8 protein-coding genes, 1 tRNA gene and 1 pseudogene are annotated in these 12,721 nt (G+C 73.1%); 6 read left to right on the forward strand and 4 right to left on the reverse strand.

What is annotated here, in order from left to right; all coding sequences use genetic code 11:
• The first annotated feature begins 257 nt into the window (after positions 1-257).
• From ABEA93_RS01370 to ABEA93_RS01380, 3 genes and pseudogenes are all read left to right on the forward strand, one after another.
• Positions 258-1,535 (forward strand): HpcH/HpaI aldolase/citrate lyase family protein, encoded by a 1,278-nt coding sequence (locus tag ABEA93_RS01370; protein WP_345673336.1) that lies wholly within the window; start codon positions 258-260, stop codon positions 1,533-1,535.
• Between the two features lie 137 nt (positions 1,536-1,672).
• A pseudogene (locus ABEA93_RS01375) lies at positions 1,673-4,317 on the forward strand (phosphoribosyltransferase).
• Positions 4,318-4,466: 149 nt separating this feature from the next.
• Complete coding sequence (locus tag ABEA93_RS01380) at positions 4,467-5,309, forward strand: HAD family hydrolase (RefSeq protein ID WP_345673545.1); 843 nt, start codon at positions 4,467-4,469, stop codon at positions 5,307-5,309.
• A 139-nt stretch (positions 5,310-5,448) separates the two neighbouring features.
• Here the strand turns inward: ABEA93_RS01380 and ABEA93_RS01385 are convergent, their stop codons facing one another.
• Together ABEA93_RS01385 and ABEA93_RS01390 are read right to left on the reverse strand one after the other, a co-directional pair.
• The gene (locus tag ABEA93_RS01385; protein ID WP_345673337.1) at positions 5,449-5,934 is read right to left on the reverse strand and encodes a hypothetical protein; all 486 of its coding nucleotides are present in this window, start codon (positions 5,932-5,934) and stop codon (positions 5,449-5,451) included.
• A 418-nt stretch (positions 5,935-6,352) separates the two neighbouring features.
• Positions 6,353-7,675 carry a hypothetical protein gene (locus ABEA93_RS01390; protein WP_345673338.1) on the reverse strand — a complete coding sequence of 441 codons (1,323 nt, stop codon included), beginning with the start codon at positions 7,673-7,675 and terminating at the stop codon, positions 6,353-6,355.
• Between the two features lie 710 nt (positions 7,676-8,385).
• Here ABEA93_RS01390 and ABEA93_RS01395 point away from each other — a divergent pair.
• A tRNA-Val gene (locus ABEA93_RS01395) sits at positions 8,386-8,462 on the forward strand.
• Positions 8,463-8,482: 20 nt separating this feature from the next.
• On the opposite strand, the gene ABEA93_RS01400 is transcribed toward ABEA93_RS01395, so the two are convergent.
• Positions 8,483-8,680 (reverse strand): hypothetical protein, encoded by a 198-nt coding sequence (locus ABEA93_RS01400; RefSeq protein WP_345673339.1) that lies wholly within the window; start codon positions 8,678-8,680, stop codon positions 8,483-8,485.
• A gap of 577 nt (positions 8,681-9,257) precedes the next feature.
• On the opposite strand from ABEA93_RS01400, the gene ABEA93_RS01405 reads away from it, so the two are divergent.
• A complete protein-coding gene (locus ABEA93_RS01405; protein WP_345673340.1) occupies positions 9,258-9,917 on the forward strand; it encodes a pentapeptide repeat-containing protein in 660 nt (219 codons plus the stop codon).
• 471 nt (positions 9,918-10,388) lie between these two features.
• Here the strand turns inward: ABEA93_RS01405 and ABEA93_RS01410 are convergent, their stop codons facing one another.
• Positions 10,389-11,909, reverse strand: a complete 1,521-nt coding sequence (locus tag ABEA93_RS01410) for an MFS transporter (protein ID WP_345673341.1) — start codon at positions 11,907-11,909, stop codon at positions 10,389-10,391.
• 139 nt (positions 11,910-12,048) lie between these two features.
• Between ABEA93_RS01410 and ABEA93_RS01415 the strand changes: the two genes are divergently transcribed.
• The gene (locus ABEA93_RS01415) at positions 12,049-12,663 is read left to right on the forward strand and encodes a TetR/AcrR family transcriptional regulator (protein ID WP_345673342.1); all 615 of its coding nucleotides are present in this window, start codon (positions 12,049-12,051) and stop codon (positions 12,661-12,663) included.
• Positions 12,664-12,721: the final 58 nt, after the last annotated feature.

A 12,721-nucleotide genomic window follows, 5' to 3' on the forward strand; every position in this document is an offset into this window, starting at 1 on the left:
GCAATTCCGGCCTTCCGACCGCGTCGCTGCGGGCGGCCGGATTGCGTGTGACACGGCTGTGACAAGCCCGTGAACGTCTTCCGCATGCGCCCGGAGGGAACTTCTGTCATTTTGCTTTTCGGTTACCGTATGTGTGCCTGCCGGGATTCCCGGTCGGGCGCGAACGCGCCGAAGGCGCGAATAAGGTCCCACCGCACCGCCATGCGCGAGGGGGACGCGCCCAGGACCGGAAACTCGACACGCAAGGGGGAAAACGGATGCGCCACTTCGCGTTCTTGGCCGACCACGAGCTGAGCCGGCTGTTCCATCGGCCGCCGCAGGAGTTCGGCCGCGATTCCGAGCCGTCCGTGCTCGCCGCGGCACTCGGCGCCACCTTGTACAGCCCCGCCACGCGCCGCACCCTGGCCGCGGACATCGCCAAGCAGGCCGCGCGCGGCGTCACCTCGATGGTGCTGTGCCTGGAAGACGCGATCGACGACCGGGACGTCGAGATGGGCGAGCACAACCTCGTCGCCCAGCTCACCGAGTACGCCGAATCCGGCGCCGACGGCCCGCTGCTGTTCGTCCGGGTCCGCACCGCCGAGCAGATCACCGACCTCACCGAGCGCCTCGGCCCGGCGCTGTCCGTGCTCACCGGCTTCGTCATGCCCAAGTTCGAACCGGACAACGGCGCCCGCTACCTCAAGGCGCTCGTCGAGGCCGGCCTGGACAGCGGCCGGCGGCTGCTCGGCATGCCGGTGCTGGAATCGCCGAGCATCGCCTATCTCGAATACCGGCAGCGGGTCCTGACCGACCTGTCCGCGCTGATAGCCGGCTACCGCGAGCACGTGCTCGCGGTGCGGATCGGGGCGACGGACTTCGCGTCCGCGTACGCGCTGCGCCGGTCGCGCGACCTGACCGCCTACGACGTCCACCTGGTCGCCGGCCTGATCGCCGACATCGTCAACGTGTTCGGCCGCTCGGACGGCACCGGATTCGTCATCTCCGGCCCGGTCTGGGAGTACTTCCCGCAGGGCGAGCGCCTGTTCAAGCCACAGCTGCGGCGCTCGCCGTTCGCCGAGGCGGAGGACCCGGACGAGGCCGTCGCGCTGCGGTCCCGGCTGATCTCCGCCGACCTGGACGGGCTGATCCGCGAACTCGAACTCGACAAAGCCAACGGCCTGCTCGGCAAGACCGCGATCCACCCGAGCCACGTCGCGGTCATCCACGCCATGTCGGTGGTCACCCACGAGGAATTCAGCGACGCCTCGGACATCCTCGCGGAGAGCGCGGCGGGCGGGGGCGTGCTGCGTTCGGCCTACACGAACAAGATGAACGAAGTGAAGCCGCACCGGGCCTGGGCCGAAGCGGTGATGCGCCGCGCGGGCGCGTTCGGCGTGGCGGCGGAGGACGTCAGCTTCGTCGACCTGCTGGCCGCCACGGCGTCGGCGCAGGCCGCCGGCCCGGTGCGCGCCAGCGTGGCACCGCGGCTGCGGGACATGTCGCACGCGGTGAACGTGCGGGGGACGTCGGCGGGTTCGGGCGGAGAGCGATGAGCACGGGATACGGCGCGGCCGAGGCGGGGCGCTCGGGCGGCTCGGCCCGCTGGGGCGCGTCGGATGCGTCGTCTGCGTCGACCGACTCGGGTGCCGAATGGTCGGGCACGTGGGTCGCGCGCCGTCTCGGGCTGCGGATGGCCGCCGACGAGAACGGCATCGGACCGAGCTTCTCGACCGACGTGACCGCGTCGTACGACGGGGCCGGCGACCTGCGCGGCTTGGTCGGCCTCGCCCTGCGCCGCAACCCGCGCCGCGCACACCTGCTGGTGTCGACGGTGCTGGGCAAGCATGTGCCGCAACTGCCCGAGTTGGTGCACGAGTCCGGGCGGGCGTTGGGCGTGCTGGTGGCGGCCCGGCTGGCCGACGGGGTCGGCGAGGCCGAGACGACCGGGGCCGGTCGAGCCGGTCTCGGTCGGGGGTTCCACGGAGCGGCGCCGACGGGCAACGGCACGCGCGTGACCGCCCAGACCGCCGCGGGCGGGAGCCACGACCACCGCCCCGTCGTCCTCGGGTACGCCGAGACCGCGACCGGGCTCGGCCACTGCGTCGCCGAGATGGTGGCGGGCGCGACCTACCTGCACTCGACGCGGCGGCCGGTGTCCGGTGTCGAGCCGCTGGGCGGGTTCGAGGAGGAGCACTCCCACGCCACTTCGCACTTGCTGCTGCCGGAGGATCCCGCGCTGCTGTCCGGGCACGGGCCGCTGGTCCTGGTCGACGACGAACTGTCCACCGGGCGCACGGTGTTGAACACGATCGCGGAGATCCATACGGTCGCGCCGCGCAGCCGCTACGTGATCGCGTCGCTGATCGATGTGCGCACCGGCGCCGACCGGGCCGCGATGGCGGCGTTTGCGGCGGAGCTGGGTGCGCGCGTGGACGTCGTGGCGCTGGCGAGCGGTGTGGTGACGCTGCCGGAGGATGCCCTGGCGCGCGGCCAGGAGTTGGTGGCCGCGGAGGAAGCCCGGGGTTCGGCGGCGTCGGTCGACGACTCCCGCCCCGCGTCCGTCCTCCGCCTCGACCTCGACTGGCCCGCCGGTCTCCCCGACGGCGGCCGTCACGGCTTCACCCCCGACCACCAGGCCCGGCTCGATGCCGTCCTCCCGGCCCTCGGCGCCCAGGCCGGCGCCGCCCTCGCCGGGGCCCGGCGGGTGCTCGTGCTCGGGTTCGAAGAGCTGATGTACGTGCCGCTGCGGCTGGCGCGGGCGCTCGCCGATGCGCTGCCCGAGGCCGAGGTCCGCTACTCGACGACGACGCGTTCCCCGGTGCTCGCCGTCGACGACCCCGGCTACGCGATCCGCACGCGCCTGGACTTCCCGGCGCACGACGATCCCGCGGACGGCCCCGGCCCGCGGTACGCGTACAACGTCGACCCCGGTGCCGACGCCGCGCGCCGGTTCGACACGATTGCCGTCGTGCTCGACAGCACCGCCGACACCGCCGCACTCCACGCGGACGGCGGTCTTGTCGACCGGCTGGCCGGGGTAACCGACCGGGTAGCGGTGGTTGTCGTGCCCTCGTATGTCCCCGCATCCGCTCCGCCCCGCACTTCGGCCGCCGCGACCGCGCCGGCCGGCGCACCGCCCGATGTCCCCGAATCCGCCGTCCCCGACCGCGAGGTAGCCATATGACCGTCCGCGACACCGGAAAACTGCCCGAGCCGCTTGCGGGTCCGGGGTTCTCCTCCTATGCCGCGGGCGAGGTCACTTGGCTGCTCAAGGACCTCTCGGACGTGGAACTCGAGGCGCCGCTGGAGGAGCGCGAGGAGGCCATCCAGCACGGCGGCGCGCACTACGCCGAGTCTCTGCCGATCGAGTACCAGCCCTCGCCCGAGTACCAGGCGCTGTTCCACGCCGCGCTCGACGAGACCGCGGACCGGATCGCGCACGCGGTGGGCGTGGTGACCGAGATCGTCCTCGCCGAACGCGGCCGGGACACCGTGCTGGTGTCGCTGGCCCGGGCCGGCACCCCCGTCGGCATACTCATGCGCCGCTGGGCGGCCTACGCACACGGCCTCGACCTGCCGCACCACGCGGTCTCCATCGTCCGCGCCCGCGGCATCGACCCGGTCGCGCTGCGCTGGCTGGCCCGCGAATACGACCCGGCCCGCGTGATGTTCGTCGACGGCTGGACCGGCAAGGGCGCCATCACCCGCGAACTGACCGAAGCCCTGGACGACTTGCACCAGGCGACCGGACTGCGGTTCTCCGACGAACTCGCGGTGCTCGCCGACCCCGGGTCGTGCGTGCGCACATACGGCACCCGCGACGACTTTCTCATCCCGTCGGCCTGCCTCAACTCCACCGTCTCCGGCCTCGTGTCGCGGACCGTGCTGCGGCCCGGCCTGATCGGCCCCGACGACTTCCACGGCGCGAAGTTCTACCGCGACCTCGCGTCCGTCGACGTGTCGAACCTGTTCCTGGACACGGTGGCTTCGCGGTTCGCCGCGGTCGCCGACGACGTCGCCCGCGACTGGCCGGCGCTCGCCGCCGCCGACCGCACCCCCGGCTGGGAGGGCTGGCGGGCCGTCGAGCGCATCGGAACCGAATACGGGATCGACAACGTCAATCTGATCAAACCCGGCGTGGGGGAAACCACGCGGGTTCTGCTGCGCCGCGTGCCGTGGATGATCCTTGCCCGGCGCGGCGTCGGCACCGAGCTCGACCACGTCCGCATGCTCGCGGACCAGCGCGGAGTGGCGGTCGTCGAGGTCGACGACCTGCCGTACTCGTGCGTGGGGCTGGTCAAGCCCGGATTCCGCCGCGACATGGGAGTCACGTGACGAAGGCCCGGCACGACCACACGCACGACAGCACGCCCGGCAAGCCCGGCAAGCCCGGCAAGACGGCCGAGGCCGGCAACGCCGCGGACGCGGGCAAGGCGGCCAAGGCGGGGAAGGCCGGCAAGTCCGGTGCCGCTGCCGCGACCCCGGTGGCGCGCGGTGCGCGCACCGGGCCGGTGGTCGCCGCGTGCGACCTCGACCGGACGCTGATCTACTCGCGGGCCGCCGCCAAGCTCGGGCTGCCGGCGGACGCCCGGCCTCCGGTGCTGGAGTCCGTGGAGATCCACGAGGGCAAGCCGATCTCGTTCCTGACGCCCGACGCGTCGCGCATGATCGCCGAGCTGGGCCGGGCGGCGCTGCTGGTGCCGACCACCACGCGGACCCGCAAGCAGTACCAGCGGATCCACCTGCCGGGGCCGGCGCCCGCGTACGCGATCTGCGCCAACGGCGGCCACATCCTCGTCGACGGCGTCACCGACGAGGACTGGCATGCGCTGATCCGCAAGCGCCTCGCGGAGGAGTCCGCGCCGCTGGCCGAGGTCGTGGCACGGCTCGAAGCCGCCACCGACCCGGAGTGGACGCGCAAGCTGCGGGTCGCCGAGGACTTGTTCACGTACCTGGTGCTGGAGCGCGACAAGGTGCCCGCCGGGCTCGTCGACGAGCTGACCGGGTGGGCGGCGGAACGCGGCTGGGGTGTGTCGCTGCAGGGCCGCAAGCTGTACTTCGTGCCGGACGCGCTCACCAAGGGCGCGGCGGTCGAGGAGATCCGCCGCCGCAGCGGCGCCGGGACCGTGCTGGCCGCGGGCGACTCGCTGCTCGACATCGAGCTGCTGCGCGCCGCCGACCTGGGCATCCGTCCCGGCCACGGCGAACTCGCCGACCTGGACTGGCACGCCCCGCACGTCGTCGCGACCGGTACGGCCGGGGTGCGGGCGGGCGAGGAGATCCTGCGCTGGCTGCTCGACCGCGTGCGGGTGGCCCAGGCGGCCTGAGACGGTCTGCGATGGCCGGACACGGCCTGACGACACGGCCGGACACGGCTACGCGACGCGCTGCCCCCGGCACCGGTGCGGTGCGGGGGGCAGCGGTTATGCCGGATGTCGGCGGGCGCCGGGGCCGGACGCCGGTGCGTCAGACGTCGGCGCCGCGGACCGTGAGGAGTTCGGCGCTGGCCTGCACCGGCGGGAGGCCTTCGATGTGGAAGGTCAGCTGGAAGCCGTCCCGGGCGGCCCGCACACGGGTCAGCGTGACCTCGGCGAACCGGTCGAGCGCCTGCCCGAGTTCCCGGACCGCGGTGCCGGTCGCGGACAGGCCCAGCACGGTGCCGTCGCTCAGCACGACGCTGTCGCCGCCGAGGCCGCGCGGGGCGGCGTGCACGTCGGTGACCCGGAGAGGGCCGCGGCCGAGCGAATTGAGCCAGCGGACGGCCTGCTCGTGCAGGAGGTCGCGCTCTTCGTCGTACGCGGTGTGCATCATGCGCCGAAGCTCGTTGACGTCGGGCGTGTGCAGCGGGATCTTCTGCACGGTGTCCGCCTTGGGCGTACGGCGCAGGGCGGCCACGCAGGGCGCGGCGGCGAGCGCGACGAACGCGAGCATCGGTATCAGCAGCACGGGCATGGGCACGTCCCCGGGGAGTCGCGGCCGCGGTGCGAGGCACCACGGCCCGAAGGGCGGCGTCGGGTGGGGATTCTCCCGGGGTCGCCCGGGTATCCGGCACGCCGACGTGTTTGCAGCTCGGCGGCTCAGGGGAAGGTGGCCCTGACGGCTGGGACCGAGGTCCCGGCGCTACCGCGCTGTCAAAGACCTTAAACGCCGTTTCGGGTAAAACGGCAGGACCGATTTGCGGGCGGGCAGGGTCGGTCGCCCGGGGTCGCCAGGAGTTGACCCGCTGTCGTAAACCACGCGGCTTTTGTCCGTATTTGTCGGTAGTGGTGTGGCGGAACTCACGTCCGCCGCGCGCGAACACCGTGGCACGGACCGGGGTCGTTCATGCGCGGAGGGTGGGCAGTGCGGCGGCGGGGTTCGGTTGCCCGGGTCAGGCGCCTGCGCGGTCGTCGCGGATCTGCTGGACGACGCCCGCGACCTCGGCACGGATCGCCCGGGCCTCCGACAGGAACTGCCACCAGTCCGGATGCGGCGCGTCCAGCCCGTCGCGGAGCTTGTCCAGCCGGAACACCAGCGCGTCGAGCCGCCGCGCGTAGCGTTCCTCGGCCACCGCCCGGTCGCCGACCGCGAGCCGCTGCGCGTCGCGGACCGCGAACCGGGTGCGCTGGACCTCCGCTTCCGGGTCCGCGGCGGCCGCGTCCAGGTCGCGCAGCCGGTCGTGCACCGCGGCCATCGCCTCGTCGGCCTGGTTCAGCGCGGCGCGCGCGGTCGCCAACCGGCTCACCGCGTCCGCCCATTCCTGCCGCCCCGCGGCCTGGCCCGCCTCGTCGATCCGGGCCTCCGCCACGGCCACCGCCTGCGTGACCTTCTGCGGCGCGTCCGCGATGTCCGTCCAGCACGCCGCGCTGTAGTCCCGGCGCAGCCGGTGCAGGGCAGGCTCCAGATTGTCGGCGCGGGACGCCACCGCCTGCGCGCGGGTACGCAGCGACGACAGGCGCTTGGTGACGTCGTCGCGCAGGCGGGGGAGGCGCTCGGCCTCCTCGTACAACGCGTGCGCGGTCTCCGTCACCTGCGCCGCGCGGGTCAACGTGCCCGCGACGCCGTGCACCGCGGCACCCTTCTCCAAGTCCGCGAGCGCGGCGAGCAGCGCCGCCAAGCGCTGGTCCAACGCGGGCCCGGCCAGGCCCTGCTGCCCGGCGGTCCGCACGGCGTCCGCGGCGGCCCGCGCCGCCTGCCGGGCCTGCTCGGTCTTGGGCGGCAACTGCGACAGCGCGGCGTCGGCCCGGGCGATCGTCGGCCCGAGCGTCCCGGCGAACCGCTCCAGCTCCTTGCCGACCTCGTCCAACCGCCGCGCGGCGGCGTCGAGATCCCGGCGGGCGGCCTCGTAGTCGGCGGACTCCGCGTCCACGTCCAGCGGATGCCGGTCCATCGTGGCGATATACGCCGCACTGGCCTCGTCGACGGTCTCGCTCAACGCGTCGAACCGGCGCAACGCCGCATCGGTCTGGTCGGACGGCTCGACCGCACGCACGGTCTCCAGCGAAATCCGCAGATCCCGCTGCGCGGTGTCCAGCCGCAGGAACGCCTCCCCGGCCGCCTCGCGCGCCGCCACGGCACCCGCCCGCGCAGCCTCCCGCCGACGCCGCCACGGCCGGGACTCCCCACCCCCGAACGCCCCCGGCACCAGCAGCGGAACGAGCACGGGCAGCCACACCGCCACCCCGACCCGACGCCGTCCCGACCCGAGTGCCACTCCCACTCCCGTCACCGTCTGCGCGTTGCCGACTTCATCCTCCCAGGTCTGAGAGGCGAGGGAGCGGAGGTGGTGAGGTCTTGGGGGCGGGGTGGGGGAGGGATGACGGGACAGCGTGTCGAGGTGGGGGCGGCCCGCCACGCCTGAGCGCCGACCACGCGGCTCCTGGCGCCGGCGGCCCGCCTCGCGCGGGGCGTGAGTGCCGGCTGGACTCGGTCCGTCGCCCTGCCTCGCGCCGGGCGTGAGCTCAGGCTGGACTCGCTCCGTCGCTCCGTCGCTCCGTCGCTCCGTCGCTCCGGCTCGCGTTGCCTTGCGCCGGCCACGATTGCCGTCGGCCGTCGGCGCACGAAATGCCGATCGGATCGGTTGGCTGCCTGTGCGCGGCCGGGTCTGGCATCGACCGTGGTCGTCCCCTTCCACGGCCGGTTCGCAAGCACCGGCCGGAGGCGGCACCCGGCTGCGCGCGCCCTGCCTCCCGCCCACGGGGCTCGCCCCCCACGACCGGCTCATTCGCCCTGCGCGCCGCCCCGCTCCTTGCCGCCGCGTCTCCCGCCTGCCGCCGGACCTGCGGTCGCCGCCCGCGCACCCGCCCCGGGCGCGCCGCCCCGCGGCCCCGTCCCGCGCCCCGAAACGCGTGCGCGTGCACTCGTGCCGATTCGGTACGCTGTGCACCAGCCGCCACCGCACCACGCGGCCATTCCGCCTTGCGCGGGCGCGTAGCTCAGTTGGTTAGAGCACTGCTCTTACAAAGCAGGGGTCATCGGTTCGAGTCCGATCGTGCCCACCAGCGAAGAAGCCCCGGAGCGATCAGGCTCCGGGGCTTCTCGCATCAGTCTTTGACATCAACGTCGGCGATCGGGTGCGCCGGCGGTGCAGCATCCGGTCGATGTGCGGGACTGCTTCCCGCTTCGGTGACTCGGGCACGTGCGTGCAGGCAACCATCGTCGCGCTGACCTGGCTGTGGCCGAGGATTTCCATCGCGAAGCGGGCGTGCACGTTGCTCACCGCGAGCAGGGTGGCTGCCTCGTGCCGGGCCTCGGGCACCCGGATCCGCGGGACGGCCGCCGCGTCGGCCAGGCGCAGTTCTCGCCGCCGACGCTTTGGCGCTGCTTGCGGACGAGCAGTGTGTCCGGGTGTCGAGGTCGAAGTTCCGCCACCGGAGGCCGGTCCTCGCGCCCGTGTGCGGGGGTTTCGCCAGGACGGGCCGAGAGTGCGTTGGCGGTGCCGACTCGGATGGGCGTGCAGCGCAAAATGAATCTGGGAGAAGCCGGTCGCGGCCTCCGGCCGACAGTCGGATCTGCCGCCCCGGCGCGGCAACATGCCTGGCAGAAGGCCGTGTTGGGCTGCCAGGGCAAATGATCGCGAGACACGATCCGATCAATGACGGACACATTAAGTGCAGATCACGCCAATAGATCCGTCGATTCCTTGCATGCGAGCCGTGGCCCGCGCATCGACGGCGCGGCCGAGGCCGCGCAAGGCGATTCGACGGGGCCGCCCGCTGCGCGCAACCATGCAGGCATCCCCTCCGACACCCGCCCTGGGCGGCGTTGACGCGGGCCTGCCGCCGGAAAGGACGCCCATGCCTACCCCTGCTCCCCGAGACCTGTCCGACCTGCCCTTCCGGCATCGGCTCGAGTCCTTCTCCGCGGACCTGGCACGGGAGGAGGACTACGAGTGGCTCCACATCGACGGCGCCACCTTCGACGACATCGATGCCGGGATGAGCCGCTTCACCGAGTCGGCGCTTTCCTCGGTGACGTTCAACGGCGGCCGGCTGCGCCGCGCGCGGCTGGACACGGTGTGGATGCACAGCATCCGCACCGTCGGCACCGACCTCGCCGAGAGCACCTGGCTGGACACCGAGTGCCTGTCCGGCCTCCTGGCCGGCACCCAGCTCCACGGCGCCCAGATGCGGCGCACCGTCTTCCACCACTGCAAGTTCGACTCGGTCAACCTGCGCGCGACCAAGCTCCGCGAGGTCGCGTTCGTCGACTGCCTGCTGCGCGACGTCGACTTCGCCGGCGCCACCCTGACCGATGTCTCCTTCCCCGGGACCTCCCTGGACAAGGTCGACTTCACCAAGGCCACCCTCAGCCGGGTCGACCTGCGCGATGCGACCGCGCTCGGCATCACCTCCGGAGCCGAAGCCCTCAACGGGGCCATCGTCAGCACTCCCCAACTGCTCGACCTCGCCCCCGCCTTGGCCCGGCATATCGGGATCACGGTCAAGGACCGCTGAGACGGGTACAACCGGATCCGTGCCCGGGCTGCGCGATTCAGGGATCCCGCGAGCTCCTGTCCCCGACGGAGGAGGCCGTACCGCAGCTCCGGCCACCCAAGCCGCGATACCCCGTTGCCGTCGATGTGGTCGGTCCCGTTCGGGCACCGGTTCCGGGGAGGCAACCTGTCGAGGGCCTGGGGTCGTTGGACTGCCGGTTGAAGGGGGAGCGGACGCAGGACCCGGAGGGGTTCCACGACTATGTGGCGGCGAACCGGGACCGTTGGTTCGGTTCGGGTGGCTGCTGTGCGGGAGCCGCACGTGGGCCGAGGCGGGCGGCGTGGAATTCAGCTTGCGGTTGCGCAAGTGGGGAGTGGATCACCGTGGTGTCCCGACTGGTTGGGCTGGGATGCCGCCGCGTCGCGGAATCCCCGAAGTGGCTCGGCCACTTCGGGGATTCGTGGGGCGGCGTGGATCGGCCTCGGGTGCCGGTCAGGGGTTCCGGGGCGTACGCCGCCTGAAGACCAGGGCCGCGGTGAGGGCCGCGGCCAGGGCCAGGCCGGCGTTCACGGCGATCGCCGTCTTCACGGCGGGCAGGATTCCGGTGGTGGCGGAAGTGCCGATGGCGGTGACGACCGCGGACATGATCGGCGTGCCCATCGTGATGCCGATCTGCTGGGACATGGTGGCCAGGCCGGTGGCGAGTCCCTGTTCGTGGTTCGGGAGGTCGGAGGTCGCCGTCACCATGAAGCCGACGATGACCAGCATGTTGCCGACGCCGCCGAGGAAGGTGGCGGGGAGCAGCAGCGCCATCGCGGGGCCGGCGGCGGTGCCGAGCAGCAGGAGCACGGCGGTGAAGGCGGCTTGGACGAGGCCGCCGACGATCAGCGCGCTGCGGGTCGACGTCTTGGCGATGACGCGGGGGGCGAGGAGGCCGCCGACGACGGTGCCGAGGCCGAGGACGCCGAAGGAGACGCCCGCCTGCAGGGCGGAGAAGCCGAGGACCTTCTGCAGGTACAGGGTCAGCAGGTAGACCAGCGAGGTCTCGGTGAGGAAGGCGACGAGCCCGAGCACGTTGCCCCACGCGACGTTGCGGCGGCGCAGGACGGCGGGTGGCACGAGCGGTTCGGCGACGCGGCGTTCGACGGCGTGGAAGCCGGCGAGGAGGACGGCGCCGGCGACGAGGCCGGTCAGGGCGAGCGGGTCGGTCCAGCCGTGCTCGCCGGCCTGGGTGAGGCCGTAGACGAGTCCCAGCAGGCCGAGGGTGACGGAGAGCGCGCCGGGGACGTCGAGCTTGGGCCGCTCCGCGGGGCGGGATTCCTCGATGACGGACGGCGCGATCAGCAGGACGGCCGCGGCGACCGGCACGTTGATGAAGAACGCCCAGCGCCAGGAGAGCAGTTCGGTGAGCACCCCGCCGAGGACCGCGCCCGCGGTGAACCCGGCGGACATCAGCGCGCCGTTGAGGCCGAGGGCCTTCTGCCGCAGCGGGCCTTCCGGGAACGACGTGGTGAGCAGGGACAGGCCCGCCGGGGTTGCGGCGGCGGTGGCCAGGCCTTGGGCGACGCGTGCGGCCAGCAGGACGGCGGGGCTGGTGGCGAGCCCGCCGACCAGCGATGCCAGGCCGAGCAGGGCCAGGCTGCCGAGGAAGATCCGCTTGCGGCCGACGAGGTCGCCGATGCGGCCGAAGATCAGCGTGAAGCCGGCCGCGGACAGGGCGAACGACGTGGCGATCCACTGCAGGTTGCCGAGGGAGAAGCCGAGTCCGTCGCCGATCGCGGGGAGCGCGACGTTCAGGATCGAGAAGTCGACGGCGAGCATGAACTGGGCGACGAGCAGCACCGCGAGGACGAGTCTGGTACGGGAGTCGGTGGTGCGGGGCGGCCGGTCGGGGCCGGGGCGTGTGTGGGGGGCTTCGGTGGTGGTGGCGTGGGGCCGGGGGCTTGCGGCGGGGGTGACCGAGGCCGCGTCGGGTGCGGCGGCCGGGCGGGAGGAGGGCGTGGTGGTGGACATGGCAGGGTTCCTCCGAGCGATTTAACGGGACTGGAGTTCCGTTACGTCGAAGAGCGTAGCACCGACTCCGCCATTAAGGGAACTATGGTTCCGATAGAGTGGTGGTCGCGCCGGAGCAAGCCGGCCGGAAGGAGGCCCGATGACCAGCACCCCAGCCCCCGGCACCACCCGCCCCGGCGGCCGCACCGCCCGGGTGCGGGAGGCCGTGCTGCGCGTGGCCGGCGACGCCTTGGCGGAGGACGGCTTCGATGCGCTCGACCTCGCCGAGATCGCGCGCCGCGCGGGCGTCGGCAAGACCACCGTGTACCGGCGCTGGAACGCGCCGGGGGCGCTCGCGGCCGACCTGCTGGCGGACATGGCCGAGCAGTCGCTGCCGCGCAGCGACACCGGTTCCCTGCACGGGGATCTGACGGAGAACGCACGCTTGGTCGTGAAGACCCTCACCGACGAGCGGCAAGGGCGCCTGTTCAAGGCGCTCATCGCGGCGTCGCTGTGCAACGCGCAGGCGGCCGAGGCGCTGCACCGGTTCTACGAGGTGCGGATCGGCGAATGGGCGGGGTGTGTCACGGACGCGGTCGCGCGCGGTGAGATCCCGGCCGGGACCGATCCGCGCGCGGTGGTTGCGGCAGTGTCCGCGCCGCTCTACTACGCGCTGCTCAATACCGGGGCTGCGCTGAACGCTGACGATGCGGATCGGGCGGCGGCAGCGGCGGTGGCGGGGGCGCGGGCGGGGGTGTGGGTGGGGGAGGGGTAGGCGGCGGGAGAAGGGGGCGTGCTTGCGTTGCGGGGCGGTGGTGCGGGGGGCCCACCCC

The organism is Yinghuangia aomiensis (genome assembly GCF_039542225.1).
GTDB lineage: Bacteria > Actinomycetota > Actinomycetes > Streptomycetales > Streptomycetaceae > Yinghuangia > Yinghuangia aomiensis.

What these genes read in the sequence shown, in the direction of transcription:
- ABEA93_RS01370 (WP_345673336.1), top strand. Translation starts at nt 258, where the DNA reads ATGCGCCACTTCGCGTTCTTGGCCGACCACGAGCTGAGCCGGCTGTTC.
- ABEA93_RS01410 (WP_345673341.1), bottom strand. Translation starts at nt 11,909, where the DNA reads ATGTCCACCACCACGCCCTCCTCCCGCCCGGCCGCCGCACCCGACGCG.
- ABEA93_RS01415 (WP_345673342.1), top strand. Translation starts at nt 12,049, where the DNA reads ATGACCAGCACCCCAGCCCCCGGCACCACCCGCCCCGGCGGCCGCACC.
- ABEA93_RS01385 (WP_345673337.1), bottom strand. Translation starts at nt 5,934, where the DNA reads ATGCCCGTGCTGCTGATACCGATGCTCGCGTTCGTCGCGCTCGCCGCC.
- ABEA93_RS01405 (WP_345673340.1), top strand. Translation starts at nt 9,258, where the DNA reads ATGCCTACCCCTGCTCCCCGAGACCTGTCCGACCTGCCCTTCCGGCAT.